The 15,963-nt window shown below is 37.5% G+C and carries 14 protein-coding genes; 13 read left to right on the top strand and 1 reads right to left on the bottom strand.

Translation table 11 applies throughout. The annotated features are described in order from the left end of the window. Positions 1 to 52 precede the first annotated feature (52 nt). Positions 53 to 1,012 (bottom strand): magnesium/cobalt transporter CorA, encoded by a 960-nt coding sequence (corA, locus tag G9F48_RS15460; protein WP_003155549.1) that lies wholly within the window; start codon positions 1,010 to 1,012, stop codon positions 53 to 55. A 106-nt stretch (positions 1,013 to 1,118) separates the two neighbouring features. Here corA and G9F48_RS15455 point away from each other — a divergent pair, with 106 nt between their 5' ends. The 13 genes from G9F48_RS15455 to G9F48_RS15400 all read left to right on the top strand — a co-directional run bounded on the left by G9F48_RS15455 (position 1,119) and on the right by G9F48_RS15400 (position 15,818). Continuing rightward, on the top strand, positions 1,119 to 1,982 hold the full coding sequence (locus tag G9F48_RS15455; RefSeq protein ID WP_156736090.1) for a DNA-3-methyladenine glycosylase family protein: 864 nt from the start codon (positions 1,119 to 1,121) through the stop codon (positions 1,980 to 1,982). A gap of 144 nt (positions 1,983 to 2,126) precedes the next feature. After that, complete coding sequence (gene rlmD / locus G9F48_RS15450; RefSeq protein ID WP_007408520.1) at positions 2,127 to 3,527, top strand: 23S rRNA (uracil(1939)-C(5))-methyltransferase RlmD; 1,401 nt, start codon at positions 2,127 to 2,129, stop codon at positions 3,525 to 3,527. A gap of 715 nt (positions 3,528 to 4,242) precedes the next feature. Further along, positions 4,243 to 4,401 (top strand): LxmA leader domain family RiPP, encoded by a 159-nt coding sequence (locus tag G9F48_RS20090; protein WP_198408421.1) that lies wholly within the window; start codon positions 4,243 to 4,245, stop codon positions 4,399 to 4,401. 105 nt (positions 4,402 to 4,506) lie between these two features. Beyond that, positions 4,507 to 5,622: a serine hydrolase gene (locus tag G9F48_RS15445; protein WP_165409748.1), complete on the top strand. Its 1,116-nt coding sequence runs from the start codon at positions 4,507 to 4,509 to the stop codon at positions 5,620 to 5,622. 3 nt (positions 5,623 to 5,625) lie between these two features. Continuing rightward, entirely contained in the window at positions 5,626 to 6,594 is a 969-nt protein-coding gene (locus G9F48_RS15440) for a phosphotransferase (protein ID WP_165409747.1), read from the top strand. 28 nt (positions 6,595 to 6,622) lie between these two features. Further along, positions 6,623 to 7,510 (top strand): T3SS effector HopA1 family protein, encoded by an 888-nt coding sequence (locus G9F48_RS15435; protein WP_165409746.1) that lies wholly within the window; start codon positions 6,623 to 6,625, stop codon positions 7,508 to 7,510. 697 nt (positions 7,511 to 8,207) lie between these two features. Continuing rightward, a complete protein-coding gene (locus tag G9F48_RS15430) occupies positions 8,208 to 9,110 on the top strand; it encodes an ABC transporter ATP-binding protein (protein WP_014304633.1) in 903 nt (300 codons plus the stop codon). 53 nt (positions 9,111 to 9,163) lie between these two features. Continuing rightward, the gene (locus G9F48_RS15425) at positions 9,164 to 9,871 is read left to right on the top strand and encodes a hypothetical protein (protein WP_165409745.1); all 708 of its coding nucleotides are present in this window, start codon (positions 9,164 to 9,166) and stop codon (positions 9,869 to 9,871) included. Between the two features lie 55 nt (positions 9,872 to 9,926). Then, on the top strand, positions 9,927 to 10,856 hold the full coding sequence (locus G9F48_RS15420) for an ABC transporter ATP-binding protein (protein ID WP_102421914.1): 930 nt from the start codon (positions 9,927 to 9,929) through the stop codon (positions 10,854 to 10,856). Then, the gene (locus G9F48_RS15415) at positions 10,853 to 11,668 is read left to right on the top strand and encodes an ABC transporter permease subunit (RefSeq protein ID WP_165409744.1); all 816 of its coding nucleotides are present in this window, start codon (positions 10,853 to 10,855) and stop codon (positions 11,666 to 11,668) included. The genes G9F48_RS15420 and G9F48_RS15415 overlap by 4 nt, the downstream gene beginning before the upstream one ends. Before the next feature lie 37 nt (positions 11,669 to 11,705). Beyond that, positions 11,706 to 12,827 carry a quinone oxidoreductase family protein gene (locus G9F48_RS15410; protein ID WP_165409743.1) on the top strand — a complete coding sequence of 374 codons (1,122 nt, stop codon included), beginning with the start codon at positions 11,706 to 11,708 and terminating at the stop codon, positions 12,825 to 12,827. Positions 12,828 to 13,652: 825 nt separating this feature from the next. Further along, a complete protein-coding gene (locus tag G9F48_RS15405) occupies positions 13,653 to 13,979 on the top strand; it encodes a YfzA family protein (RefSeq protein WP_165409742.1) in 327 nt (108 codons plus the stop codon). 855 nt (positions 13,980 to 14,834) lie between these two features. Beyond that, positions 14,835 to 15,818 carry a tRNA dihydrouridine synthase gene (locus G9F48_RS15400; RefSeq protein ID WP_057080401.1) on the top strand — a complete coding sequence of 328 codons (984 nt, stop codon included), beginning with the start codon at positions 14,835 to 14,837 and terminating at the stop codon, positions 15,816 to 15,818. Positions 15,819 to 15,963: the final 145 nt, after the last annotated feature.

The raw sequence follows: 15,963 nt of genomic DNA, 5'->3' as shown, positions 1-15,963 counted from the left end.
TTTTTCCAACATATCATGTTTTCTCAAAAAAAAGAACAGCCGGCAGCCGTTCTTACTTGAAAATATTAAACCAGCCTTTGCGGGCGAACCAAAACAGCATGGCGGCCACAAGAACGGCCATGACGCCCAAAACGATAAAATACCCGTATTTCCAATGAAGCTCAGGCATGTTATCGAAATTCATGCCGTAAACCCCCGCGATGAACGTCAGCGGGATAAAAATGGTCGAGACGATGGTTAATGTCATCATAATGGCGTTCATCCGGTTTGAATTCAGCGTCACATAGCTGTCCCGCAAATCTGACGTCATATCACGGTTTGACTCGATCAGCTCGGCCAGTTTTAACAGGTGGTCATAAATATCGCTGAAATACGCCTTCGTTTCACGGCTTTCTTTTACATGGTCAAGGCTCAAAATCCGGTACATTAAATCGCGCATCGGAATGATCGTCCGTCTCAGGTTCAAAAGATCAGTCCGCAATTCAAACACTTCATTCATTAAAGTGCCGTAAGATTTATGTGTTCTGCTGTCTTCAATTTCATTCAGCCGGTCTTCTATTTTGTACAGTACGGGGAAATATTCATCGACAAGCTGATCCATAATCATATAAGTGATGTGCCCCGGCCCTTTTTTGGCTAACCCCGGAGAAGCGAAAAACCGTTCTCTCACCCTTGAGACGCCGGGCGATTCGTGCAAATGGAAGCTGACGATGAAACGGTCGGACTGAAAAATGTCCACCTCTTCCATTTCCAGTGTATCCGGGTTCAAGGCGTGGAGCACATAAAAACGGTAGCCGTCATAATGGTCGATTTTCGGCCGCTGCATGTGCTGAAAGCAATCCTCGATCGCAAGCGGATGAAAGTGAAAATAATCCCGCAGCAGCTCGGTTTCATGCATCTCAGCGCCGAAAAAATCGATCCAGTACCATGCGATGTCCGGTTGTTCTGTACGTGATAGGGGGATATTATCTAATATCTCATTATGTGTTGTGATTGCGGTTATATGTATCATAAACAACCCTCCGCCTGCCATTATATCATGCGGCGTTATGAAGAAAAGTATACGAATTGCCGCCCGCCCGCTTCATGATATACTTGGACAAAAAGGGGTGGAGCATATGTGGAAGGAAACGGTTTCGGTCACGCCGCCGTATCATTTTGATAAAGTCCTTGAGAGGCTGTCGCTCGATCCGCTGAATGCGGTCGATCTTCATGCAAGATCAATCAAAGTGCCGCTCAGAACACGGGACGGCAACCTGTCCGTCATCACGGTTCAAGCGGAAGGCACCGCCGCAGACCCGGTCTTCCTCGTCAGCGGAGAAAGTGACCGCGAGGAGATGATTGAACGGATCAAACACATTTTTCAATGGGAACAGCCCCTTCAGCCTGTGCTTGATCATTTCTCAAAAACAAATCTGTCGGCGCTTTTTGAGGAGCATGCGGGAACCCCGCTCGTCTTGGAATATGACGTCTACAACTGTCTCATGAAATGCATCATCCACCAGCAGCTCAACCTGTCTTTCGCATTTACCTTAACGGAACGGTTCGTCCATGCCTTCGGTGAACAAAAAGACGGCGTCTGGTGCTATCCCGAACCGAAAACGATCGCGGCGCTTGATTATCAGGACTTGCGGGAGCTCCAGTTCAGCATGAGAAAAGCGGAATATGCGATTGACATTTCACGGATGATTGCAGACGGAGCGCTCAATCTGGCGGAACTTACCCATTTATCGGATGAAGACATTATGAAAAAGCTGATCACCATCAGAGGCATCGGCCCGTGGACCGTCCAAAACGTGCTCATGTTCGGCCTCGGCCGCCCGAATCTGTTTCCTTTGGCGGATATCGGCCTGCAAAATGCCATCAAACGCCGCTTCGCCCTTGAGGATAAACCGTCAAAAGACGTGATGCTTCAGGTAAGCAGCGAATGGGCGCCGTATTTAAGCTATGCGTCCTTGTATTTGTGGAGAAGTATTGAATGAAAAACCGCTTTGAGGATTTTTGGAAACTTCCAGTGAAAAACATGAAGGAACAGCCGGCTGCATGTTATACTGAAAAGATGTGATATTTCAAATCAGCCGTTTTCCCAGGAGAAAGGCTTTATATAGAAACGGAGAGAAAAAAACGTGAATCAACATCAAAAAAAGGCGCCTGCCGAATTGAAAATCGGGCAGACATTTCCGCTGACCATCAAACGTCTCGGCATTAACGGAGAGGGCGTCGGCTATTTTAAGAAAAAAGTTGTCTTCGTTCCCGGCGCTCTGCCCGGGGAAGAAGTCGTTGCCGAAGCGACAAATGTGCAGCCGAAATTTTCAGAAGCACGCGTCAAAAAAATCCGCAAGCCGTCTGAACACCGCGTCACGCCGCCATGCCCGGTCTACGACCAGTGCGGCGGCTGTCAGCTTCAGCATCTGGCATACACCCAGCAGCTTCGCGAAAAACGCGACATTGTCATTCAGTCTCTGGAACGTCATACGAGATTCAATGTCGAAGAAATGAACATTAAAGATACGATCGGAATGGACAACCCTTGGAATTACCGGAACAAAAGCCAGTTCCAAGTCGGACGCTCGCAAAGCGGCAGCATCATTGCCGGCTTATACGGACTTGATTCCCATAAAATCGTCCCGATTAAGGAATGCATTGTCCAGCATCCGGCGACAAACAAAACAACGGGTATCGTCCGCCGTATTTTGGAAAAACACAACGTATCCGTTTATAACGAACGGACCAAAAAAGGCGATGTCCGCACCATCGTGACGAGAGTCGGTTTTGAAACAGGCGAAGTGCAGGTCGTGCTTGTCACCGCGAAAGAGACACTGCCGAATAAAGATGAGATCGTCAAAGCCATTCAGAACCGGCTGCCGGAAGTGAAATCGATTATTCAAAACGTCAATGGCGCGCGCACATCCGTCATTTTCGGTGACAAAACAAAAGCGCTGGCCGGAAGCCATGCCATTCAAGAAGTGCTCGGTGACGTGTCATTTGAACTGAGCGCCCGCGCCTTCTTCCAGCTCAACCCTGAGCAGACGGTCAAGCTGTATGACGAAGTGAAACAAGCGGCTCAGCTGACAGGAAAAGAAAAAGTCGTAGACGCGTATTGCGGCGTCGGTACGATCGGCATGTGGGTTTCAAGCGGCGCAAAAGAGATCCGCGGCATGGACGTCATTAAAGAATCAATTGACGATGCGAAGAAAAACGCCAAAAAACACGGCATCAAAAATGCGGCATATGTCACAGGAACAGCCGAACACTGGCTCCCGAAATGGACGAAAGAAGGCTTCCGTCCTGACGTGGTCATCGTCGACCCGCCGAGAACGGGCTGTGACAGAACATTTTTAGATACCATCAAAAAAGTAAAACCGAAACGCTTCGTCTACGTATCCTGCAATCCTTCCACACTGGCGAAAGACTTGCAGACGCTGTCGAAGGACTATCGCGTCGAATATATTCAGCCTGTGGATATGTTTCCGCAGACGGCTCATGTGGAAGCCGTGGCGAAGCTTGTGTTGAAATCGTCTAACTAAAAAGAACATTTCCCAGTCATAAAATAGTTTACCTATTAAGACCTGGATTTCGGTAAAATAAACAATACCGATTTCCGGGTCTTTTTCATGTGCAGACCTTGTCCTGACTGTCTTTTCTCGAAGATCATTATTTTAACTGATGAAAATATTTGGAAAAACGTGAGATAAGCGAATGAAAACAGCTAATTTTGAACAGAAAAAGTATGAAAATGGGGGTTTGGGAGGAAAAGTCTAATATAAGTTAAAAAGAATTTATGTTTGCTGCAGTTTATTTGTAACTCCATCTTACAATTCTTTGTCTCTCTGACACTTTCTCGTTCTCTCAGCTAAAAAGACGGGGTCAAAGTTGTGTAAGGATGGGAAAAAGATGAACGAAGCTTTTTCTCAAAACCAATATCATTTCGAAGACCGGATCTAAATAGAGCCGGTCTTTTTTGTTTTAGAGGATCCAAGCCTGTCCTTATAAGGTTTTTGCGGTTTCCTGGTACCTTTTCAGTATTATGACTCTCAAGAACCGTAGGATTCCCTCTTTGAAACTTTAATATAATTTTATGGAAATTTACTTGTCTTTTTCCACAAACTATATTATAGTAAAAATGTCACTGCCTCATTATTACTTAAATGTTATTTTTTGTTTTTAATGATATGAATCTTTTCCACCAATTTTATCTTAAACTGATCTTTTTTTCAAATAATTTATGAGGTGATAATCATTATGAAAAATTTAATTTCAGGCTATACTGCTTATACTTCTCCAGTAGAAGTTCAAAAAAGTGCTAACGAGGAAAATCAACTAGGTAATGTTGGTACTTCGCTCTCTCTGTCTGTCTCAGTTTCATACTCTGTATCATGGAGTTGGTCCGTTAGTTTTTAATTTCTTAGTTAATATGATAAAGAGAGTGTTAATCAAACCTATAATTCATTAATAGAATCATAGGTTAAACACTACATACATTTTAGTAAATGAGGCGGTGATCATATGAATGAGTATAGTATTTATAAGAAATTTCTATATTTGTTAAATGATAAAAAGGATTGTGTGTATCAGGAAGCAGCGAAACTGGTATCTCCAATAAAAAAAGAAACTGAAATAAGAGCTTTGTCGGACATTATTAAAGGCCTGAAATTAGGTTCAGTACGATACACTTATGACGAGAAGAATAATGTAATAAAAATATCTGATCAACAGATATGCGGTGAAATAAAGTTAAAAACTGATTCCGATGGATTTCTGGATAAAATGTTGATTATTCCTCATACACCAGATATTTCAAATGTTAAATCTCTTAAGGATGCTTTCCTGAAATTAGATGCTTCATTTAAAATAATATTTTCTCATAATGGGGAAAAGGAGTCCTTTGTAAATGGAGAGCAGAAAAACTTTGCAATTGCTTCTTTGGTGAAGATTGCTATAACAAATGCAGTTTATGAAGCTGTAAATGAAAAAGTAATAGATTTAGATTCAAAAATAGAAATATTCTCCGAGGACTTAAGTGTCCTTACTGCAGGATTATCAGAAAAAGATGTAGGAAGACATTACAGCATAAAGGAATTATTATCATTAATGCTGCTTGTCTCAGACAATAGTGCAATGGATATTTTACTGAGAGTCATTGGAAAAGACAGAATTAGGAACTCTTTAAAAGATATAGCCTCTGAAAATCATATAACACTCTCCAATCCTAATATCAACCCTACAAAAGAAATCTTTGGAGATGCATGGTGCTACGATCATTCACCGGAATCCACATGGAGGGATAGGGCTCTTAAAAATGTAGCTTGGGTAAAAGGTCTTGATTACTTTATCTCTTTAGAAATGATAGTGATACTAGTTAATAAAATTATCAAAAACGACTGGGTGCCTTGGGATGAACTAAAGCAAACACCTGTCATAATATATAAAGGTGGTTCAGCTCCGGGAGTATTATCAGCATTGTGGTCAACTCGTCATATTGAAGAAGGGGAATTATCTTTAGTTTTTTCACTGAATAGGACATATCCTTTAACAATAATTGAAGAACTATACATATTTGAATGCGCTAATAAACTTCTTACGAACATTGGAATGCTTAATATATCAGAAATGAGGGTGTGAGAGATGGAACTAATAGGAAGTGGACGTAATGTATCATATAAAGAGATTCATAATAATAAGTATTTTTTTAAAAAAAAATTACTTGGACAAAAAGAGGATGTTTCCAGAAGGTACAATAACCTACTAAAATGGGATAGAGTGCTAGAAGGGGCGATTGATGTTAATTCATTAAGAATAACAAATTCAGATTCAAATGATTTTACCCTTCAGTACGAGTGGATTGAAAATGCTGAATCATTACAAGGTCTGCTTTCCGAAGCAGTTGATAACATGGATGAGTTAGTAAATAAAGCAGCCGTTATATTGGCGAAAATACATTTGCTTCCTGATGAAAAGAATGGAAGTGAAATTCATAGACAAAACTGGTACAGACCTGTTTTAGCTTTAGAGATAGAAGAATATGCGAACTGCACAGGAGCAGAATTAGAGCTTTTTTCACTTCTCCAACATGATGATGAATTGCTTAATGCTTTATTTAATCATTACAATGACAAAGAAAATATGATGGGGATGTGTCACGGGGATATACGGTTAGATCAATTTCTGTATGATGGTGAGAAAGTATGGATAATAGATTTTGAAGAATTTCATTACGGTGATATATTAAGAGATTTAGCAGGACTCATAGGTTGTATTTTCTTTGAGGCATTATTGAAAACATTTTCTTCAAGTATACAGGATTCTTCTGAGCCGAAAGAGATCGATAAAGATTTTGTCGAAAGGGGTAAAACTTATTTAGACAACTGTGAATCCGTTATGCATTCTGCTTTTAAGGCTTATCAAGACACAGTTAGCTACAAAGTAGATAAAAAAAGGCTGGTAATTAATATAGGCTGGTTTGTGATAGAGCGTATTATGAGCAGAGCGAAATTTTCATTTCGTTTATCGGCTATGGATAAAGCAATATTAGGAGTTGGCAGACAGGCTATCCTGTATCCGGAATACATGCAAGATCTTTTTGATACTAAGTGATCTGATTTAAAAGATAGAGGTGAATAAGATGAAAACCGATACAAATTCGATTAATGAATTATATAATTTAATCTCCCTTAAGCCTGATCTGGATACTATTATAATTAAGGGCGAAAAGTATTCTGAAGTACTTAAGAAACCCAAAAGTCAACTTGTTCAATGGTTATATTGTACATTGCATACTGGTAATTTATCATTGATGGATAACATAGAAAGATATCACAGTTCTAACTTAGATGATATGATTTCTAACAGTGTGAAAGATCCAACATTGTTAGTTCCTGCGAAAGATGTTAAAATAAAGGATGTCTCTTTAGTTGAAGTGGATGGGGTTAGAATAAATAGTAAACTTAATTCTGAGGGTACTGTATGTTTGCCATGTTTTCGTCCTAACTTAACTCCCGGTTTCTTTATGTTTGTACATACTAAGTCTGGGCGGCACGGCCAGTCTGTTAAACGTCACTATATAGCTGCTGATCATCCGAATTATGCCATTTCGGTTTGGAGTAAATCAATAACAAAATTAGTAAAAGAAAAATTAAGTTTTTCAGGGAAGATTTTATCAAACACATCAAGTTACCCAAGAAATGATGCTATTGTTTTTTATAGCAGTGAGGATTCTGATAAGGTTGAAAAAATATTAACCGATATAGTTGTTGAACATCCAAATAAAGAAATGCCAGGTTCCCTGCTTTACAAAAAGATTGCTTATAATTTATATACAGCTGAAGAACCAATTGTTAAAAACGGCGTACAGCAAAGTTTCGGTGAGAATAGATGCAGTGCAATCGCTGATGCAATTCAAGACCATTTTGTCACAAATGTAGATTTTAAATTACTTTTAAAGCAAAGGTTAAAAGCATATCACATTGATCCGGAAGACTTGTCAAAAAACATTCTTTATTCCAATTCTTGATAATCGATTGTTGACAAACTCACCTTTGAGATATCATATATTTGCGACCTTTATTGAAGTTTGATTTTTAAAGCATGTGTCGGCTCTATTAACATTTGAGTAACTTCTAAGTTATTTGTTCTTGAAAAAGCCCCGGCCAGGGGCTGTTTAACAATTTGGGCTTTACACCTGCCGCATAGCTATCATACAAATGCCTTGGAAGTTATTTCAGAACACAACTAGCTATATTCAAAAACGTATGGTTCCAAAGGTGGAAATAGTATTTCTATCAAGATTGCTTATAGGTAGGTTTAAAGTATAACCAATATACTTTAATTAATATTACACTAAAAGAGAAATATATATCTTAAGTGTAGCTGCAACTTATGTCGTTAAAATGTTATAACAATCGGTTTATATATCATAGGCGTCCCTTTTTCTTGATACAGTGTTTACCCCAAGGGCTAAGAGTTATGAAGTGCACCCCATTTGCTGAGGTTAATGGATATTATTTGTCAAAGGAAGTTGGATATGGAAGTAAAAATAATTATACCTATCATAGTGCTGATTCTAATCTACTTTTATTTTTGTTTTAGTGATTTAATTAAAATTAACAAGACGAATTTATTCTCTAAATGGGTTTGGGCGATTATTTGTTGTATATCAATTCCATTAGGGGGGGTCATATACTTTATTTGGGGGCGCGGAGGTTTAGGAAATGAAAACAGATGAAATTATAAAAATTGAGAACTTGACTGTTTCTTTTGGCGATTTTACCGCATTAAATAATATTTCCTGCTCCATAAATGAAAATTCGGGAGTAGTAGGCTTAATAGGGCCCAATGGTGCGGGTAAAACAACATTAATAAACACTATTCTAGGACAAGTGAAAATTTCAAATGGGAATGTCTTTTGTGATCATAACGACATTGCTTACTGCCCTGATATGCCTTCATTTGAACCATATCTAACTGCTGAAGAAGTTTTAGAACAATCATTGAGGCTTAAACGCAAAAATATTAAAAAGAATAGTGAAAATATTGACACTATATTAAGTTCTGTTGGATTAAAAGACGCTAAAAACAGATTTGTCGGATCATTTTCTAGAGGGATGAAACAACGACTTGGTATTGCTTCTGCAATTATACTAGAACCTAAATTAATTTTCTTAGATGAACCAACAAGTGCTTTGGATCCGTTTGGAAAAGCAGATATACTTTCTTTAATCTCTAATATTGCTCAAAGCTTTACAATAGTTATTTCGAGCCATTCATTAAATGATATAGAGAAGATTGCTGATACACTCTTAGTGCTTAATAAAGGAAATTTATTATTTAGCGGCAAGTTAATAGATTTTTTAAGTGAAGGCAGTTTGTATGCAGAGGTTGAGATTAAAGATTCCACTTCATTAGATTATGTTCTAAGTTATTTTAGAGATAATGGAGTAGATGTGTTTACAGAGTCACAGAATCCAAGAGTTATAAAGTTCCCGAAAGAGTATTTCTCGTCTGTACTGTCTATATCAGCTAACATATCACAATACATACAATCATGCAGCAATAAAAAAATGAGTTTGGATGATGCTTTTTCAAATTTGGTACGGTCATTTAAAATATCTTAGGAGTGATTTTAATTTTTAGGATTGAATTTCTACATTGGCTAAGAAGTAAAAGAATGTTGGTATTAATAGGTGTATTTATATTCTCAGCTCTAACCTCTCCATTGTTTACATACTATGCAGGCGATATTATTGGTAATTTAAGTGGATCTAATGATGCTAAATTGATATTGCCAGACCCGCATTGGCATGAATTAATTGCTTCTTATTTTAAAAATTCCTCCCAACTGGTTATGTTAATTTGTGCTTATCTGGTTGCCGATATGTGTGCGTTCGGTAAAGATAAATCTTTACAGCATTTTTATAAAAGCCGTGGTGAAAATGCCTGGATAGTGTTTTGGCCTAAAGTACTAGTAAGTGTAGCAATTACTTTTATTGGTACGGTAGTTGGGAGTATTTTTGCTTCATATGAAACCTGGGTCTTCTTTGATGATTTGGATTTTGGAAACCTTATTGCTGCATTTGCACTTCAAATATTTGGGTTTTTGCTCTTCATAATTGTTAGTGCCACAATTTCAATATGGCTTAATTCACCATTTGTATCAGCATTAATAGTAACAATGATTGTTTTCATATCCAGTTTTTTGAAGGATGTTCATCAATTTAACAATTGGTCCCCGACTACTTTTCTCTCACCAACGGATGTTTTAAAAAATGGAATTGAGTTCGATGCGTTTGGTTATTCAATGATCATTAGTATTTTAACACTTATAATTTGTCTAGTATTCATCTATATAAGACCACTTAGATATAAGAATAGATAAATAATGAAAACAAAATAATTGCTTACTTGAGAAGATCGATAGGAGTGCAAATTTAATGATAGCAGAAGTGATTAACTTAAGTAAAAAGATGAATGATCGTGAAATTATTAAAGACTTATCTTTTAATGTAGAAACGGGACATACTTTTGCAATTCTAGGTCCTAATGGTGCTGGTAAAACTACTACAGTACGTTTACTTACCGGCCTGTTATCTCCCACGAACGGAACAATTAAGTTGTTTAATGAACCCCTTACCCAGAAGAATAGTGCAGCATTGAGAAATAGGATTGGTGTTCAAAGTGATGGTAATTTATATGAAAACCTTACTCTTGTTGAAAACTTAAATATTTGGGGAAAGTTTTATGGCATGAGCGCAAATGATAGAAAGAGAAGGATTAAAGAATTACTTAAGGTTTTTGAGTTAACGGATCGTTCCAGATCTAAGTTAGGTACTTTTAGTAAAGGGATGAAACAGAAGGCAGCTTTGGCTCGAGCTATGCTGCATAAACCTGAACTATTAATACTGGATGAACCCACTTCAGGACTTGATCCAGTGACGTCTGAAAATCTAACAGAACATCTTCGAGAGATGGTTAAAAATGATGGTACATCAATTATAATATGTACTCATCAATTACAAGGGTTAGAAGAATTAGCAGATGATATTGGTATTATTCAAGACGGGTGTTTTAAAACATCAGGATCTGTAGAAGACGTGTTAAAGGAAGAATGGCCTTATTTCGAATTTGATATTAAATCTTCGCCCATCGAGAAAACAATCAGCACAAGCAAGACATTTGGTAAAGCAGAGCAGAGACATAATAATGGCCAAACATATGTCCGTGTACGTTTGAATCGAGCAGATGATATCGCTTTATTAATCAGGCAATTGATTTTAGAAGATATTAAAGTATATTCAGTTGCAGAAGTGCAGCATACAATTAAGGAATTATATTTTAATAAGATAGGTGAATTGCAGTCATGATTAGAAATCGTAACGTAACCAATTTAATCAATAAGGACTTATTAGAAATCAAGAATGATAAGGCAGCAATAGCTTCCCTTTTGGTTGTTCCATTTATATTCAGTGTAATATTACCATTAGTTGTCCTTTTGGGCGGCACAAGTAGTATACCTACCACTTCTATAGGCGGAATAAGCGTATTTCTTGAAAGGTTGCCAAAAGAAATGGTGCTTCAGCAAGGGATAAATCAGGAAAAATCAGCTGCATATGCGGTATTAATGTATTTTTTCAAACCTTTATTTCTCTTGATTCCAGTTATCATTTCGACAGTCATAGCTAGTTCAAGTTTTGTTGGCGAAAAAGAAAACAAAACTGTTGAAGGTTTATTATATACACCTTTAACTAATAAAGAACTAATGCTTGGAAAGATTCTTGCCTCTGCTATACCTTCCATGATTATTACATGGTTATCAATGATTGTATATGGAGTTATTTTAGATACGTTTGGTTTTTATGTCTTTGGTGAAATGATATTTCCTGATATAAACTGGTTAATTATTGGGCTCATCTTAGATCCATTAATAGTCTTTTTAGCTATTTCATTAATCATTACAGTTTCTCAACGTGTAAAGACAAGTAAATCGGCACAATCTGTTTCCGTAGTTATGGCATTACCTATTATGGGTCTTATTATATCTCAAGCAGCAGGTGCCATGCTATTTGGTATTAAAATTTCATTATTATTGTCATTAGTGTTAATAATAATTGACATCGTCGTATTTTTTATTATTTCCAAAAGATTTAATAGAGAGAAGTTTATTATGAGAATATAGAACATTACAAAATAATCTAATGCCGGGCGGGACAAAAATGAAAACTTTATCATTAATTAATACTAATTTAGTTTCAGATTCTGATATCCAATTATTGTCACCAGTAAATCTGACGGGTACTGATTTACATTTCGGAATAGTGGAGGTTGACGAGCCACATTTTGATCCAAACCATGAAGATAACCGAAACTTTGTACTAGTTAAAGTAGATGCGTTTTCATGTAATTATAGAGACAAAGCATTAATATTAAAATCAGCTTTGAAGATGGCTGGAAGTACAGGAATAGATTCACTTCCTTTTGCTTTCTTTGGTTCAGATTTTGTCGGCAGAATCATAAAAAAAGGTACTGATGTAGATCACTTTGATATAGGAGACAGAGTTATCCCTGATTGTGCTTATCCTGAACCGCCATTCCCTGGTGTTGCACCAGGCGTTGTAACTAACGAAGCATCGAAAGGATGGTTAAGATTACACAAATCTAAGCTGGTAAGTATCCCCGATTTTATGGATGATGATATTGCAGCTTCCTATTCTATAGGAGGACAGACCTCCACAAGTATGATAAGGAAGACAGGTGTTCAAAAAGGTGAGAAAGCACTTGTTCTAAGTTCACGGTCTAATACTTCAATGTTTATTTTAAATGGTTTAATCTCAAAGGGTATTGAGGCAACAGCGCTCACGACATCAGACTGGACAGAAGATGAGAAAAGACTCATTTCTCCTACAAGATTATTTAAAATAGAAAGAGGAGCGGCTGACTGGTCTAAATATTCTGATTTGGGTAAATTTGATGTGATCTTTGATCCTTATTTTGATTTACATCTTATTAAAGCAATTGATCTATTAGAACAAGGCGGACGTTATATTACATGTGGATATAAAAATCAACATCCGCATTTTGTTGAAGCTAGTGACAAGAAGACTGATTCAGAACGAATACACCAAAGTATGCTTACTCTAACAATTAATAATTTATCAATTATAGGTAATTGTATCGGCACATCAGAAGATCTAAATAAGTCTATAGAAAAATTTGATCCGAATAAATTTATTGTTCCAGTTGATAATACATACTCAATAGAGAATGGAGACAAATTTATAGATAGAACTTATAATAGAAATACTCGTTTAGGAAAAGCGGTAATGATATATAGGTAAGTGAAGATTGATGATTTATATCATGTATACTTGTTAGAAAATGAACAGTGATGTTGCAAGATCAGAAATACAATTAAAAGGAAGTTGTATTGATAGTGATACTGGAATAATTAGATTGGAAGTCTTTTCAAGTATTACTTAAAACATGTTATCATAAGCATATAAAGATTTTATAAAGAGCACATATAACCCTCTATAGTTTGCGGGATCACTAAAAACGGAGTCTAATATAGTAGTAACCGACAGCAAAAGTTGGCGAAGCTTGTGTTGAAATCGTCTAACTAAAAATAAACAATTTCTCACCAGATCTGGATTTCGGCAGAATGAACATTGCCGATTTCCGGATTTTTTTCATGTGCAGATTATTATTTTAACTGACGAAAAGAGTTGAAAAAACGTGAGATAAGCGAATGAAAACAGCTAATTTCGAGCAGAAAAGTATGGGAAGAGGGTGCGGCAGGAAAAGTCTATTTCAACTCGAACAGTGGAATGCGGGTTGAAGGGTCTATTTTAGGAAAAGTACATAGTAAGCGGGAAGAGATTTTACTACTCCGAAAGTGCCGGCATAACTCTATCCAGTTCTCAAATCCGTTATATTGGCAGCCAATAATAAAAATTGATCGTTTCTTAAAAAAGAATTGTTATTAAACAGTTAATACTCTAACACCTATCGTTCGCTGATAATCATTGAAGGTTGGAATTAAAACAGTTCATATACAGACTTATGAAAGTGGTGAGAAAAGAAGTTGGCACATCTGCTGCTTCATCATATAATGATTTTAGATGGACAATTACTAAAAAAGTGCAGAGAAGGAAACTGATTAAATGGATAAAGTAAACAAAAAACGACCGTTATATAAAAAAAGTTGGTTTCACACGTTGTTGGCATTTTTAATATCACAGCTTTATTTTAGTTTTGTAGAATTAACGGGATGGGGTCCGAATTATAGAGAAATGAATGGATTCCCAGCAAACATAGCTGAACTGGATTTCTTTCAAACATATCTTTCATTCTATGATAATCCATGGTTTAATATTGTCACTGTTTTCTTGGGGGTTTTCACTGTTATACAAATCATTACAGGTATAACAAAGAATATTCGAATGAAAGCAATAACTTCTGACGCCTTATTTAATGATGAAAGAAAATGAACACTTTCTTATTAATCTTATGAGTGAGGACTGCGGCACTTAGTCAGCAGTCTATTTTATTGGTTTTGAATCAGAATTACCGAAGCGTAACCTTATACAAATATATATAGGTGATTGTATAAAGATATTAACATATGGGCTTTGAAAGCCGATCGACCCTTAGTACATATACTGTATAGAGCCAAGCCACTTGCTGCGTTGGTTATTTCTAAACCATGAGCAAATCCGAAAAGATCCAGATTGAAGTTCTTGAATTCTGTTAAGTTCAAGTTTATTTTCTCTTCCCATCCTCTTTACTTCATGTGATTCACAATCGGCAAGTTAAGGCTTTTTCTTTTTACATTCTCTTCAGTACTCAGATATACCCCCCCAGCCCCATTTGCTTAATCAACTTATTTCTTGAAATTTGTTTTATGGTAATAGGGAGAACTCATATGATATTCTATTTAGGTTGGACTCCTTTTTATCCAAAAAGAGCAAAAGTAAGGCCGCTAAGAAAGATGAAGGTCAGCGCTAATCTTAATAAACCACAATATAAATAAAAATTAGGTGTAGATAATCATCACACTTTTTCTCTCTCAGACCCTTTTAAAGGTTAAGGAGTTGACTGAGTTGATCAGAAATGAACGATATGGGGTTAACTATAGCGATAGTCTATTACGTTAACTCAATTAATGTGTTCTACTCCAGTTTGCTTTTTCACTTTTTAAGGTGTAAAAAGTGAAATGTTCAAAATTTACTATCGTTTGATAAGAAGTGCTGACACATGCTATAAGTGTAAAAGAAGCATGGTCAGTTTTTAATTTTGGGATAAAGGTTTGGCTGTATCCCATCATGAAAGGATTTGGATTTGTTATGACAGATAATTTCTGGCGTGAATTACCGCGGCCATTTTTTGTACTGGCACCAATGGAAGATGTGACGGATGTCGTTTTTCGCCATGTTGTGAGTGAAGCAGGCAGACCTGATGTGTTTTTCACAGAGTTTACAAACTCAGAAAGCTATTGTCACCCGGATGGGAAGGATAGTGTGCGCGGCCGTTTGACTTTCACGGAGGATGAACAGCCGATGGTTGCCCACATATGGGGAGATAAGCCTGAAAACTTTCGCCAAATGAGTATTGGGATGGCGGAATTAGGGTTTAAGGGCCTGGATATCAATATGGGCTGTCCTGTCCCTAATGTGGCGGGGAATGGAAAGGGAAGCGGCCTGATTTGCCGTCCTGAAGTTGCGGCAGAATTAATACAGGCGGCGAAAGCAGGAGGTCTGCCGGTAAGTGTGAAGACGAGACTTGGCTACACGGATGTTGACGAATGGCGCGGCTGGCTGACACACATACTGAAACAAGACATTGCGAATCTTTCCATTCATCTGCGTACAAGAGCGGAAATGAGTAAAGTAGATGCGCATTGGGAGTTGATCCCGGAAATCAAGAAACTTCGTGACGAGATTGCGCCAGATACCCTTTTGACGATCAATGGGGATATTCCTGACCGGGAGACCGGCTTGAAACTCGCTGAACAATACGGTGTTGACGGGATTATGATTGGACGAGGCATTTTTACTAATCCGTTCGCCTTTGAAAAGGAGCCGAGAGAGCATAGCAGTAAGGAATTGCTTGATCTTTTGAGATTGCACCTGGATCTCCATGATGAGTATTCAAAAGAAGAAGCTAGAGCATATAAACCGCTCCCTCGCTTTTTCAAGATATATCTCCGCGGGTTCCGGGGAGCAAGTGAATTAAGAAATCAATGCATGAATACAAAGTCAACAGATGAAGTGCGTGCATTGCTCGATGACTTTGAGAGAAAGTATCTTGATGGGATGGAGCAAGAGTGACATAAACAACTCTTCATCCGGCCCGGAGTTCGGTTTGAATTCCGGGTCTTTTTGTGTGCAGCTTTTACCCAGACAGATCCATGGCCGTTTTCGTCATGCAGAAATAAACGAATAATGGTACATTGATAGGACATACATCATAAAG

The organism is Bacillus sp. EKM420B (assembly GCF_011065565.1).
Lineage (GTDB): Bacteria > Bacillota > Bacilli > Bacillales > Bacillaceae > Bacillus > Bacillus velezensis.
This window is presented reverse-complemented; position numbering and strand designations above follow the sequence as displayed.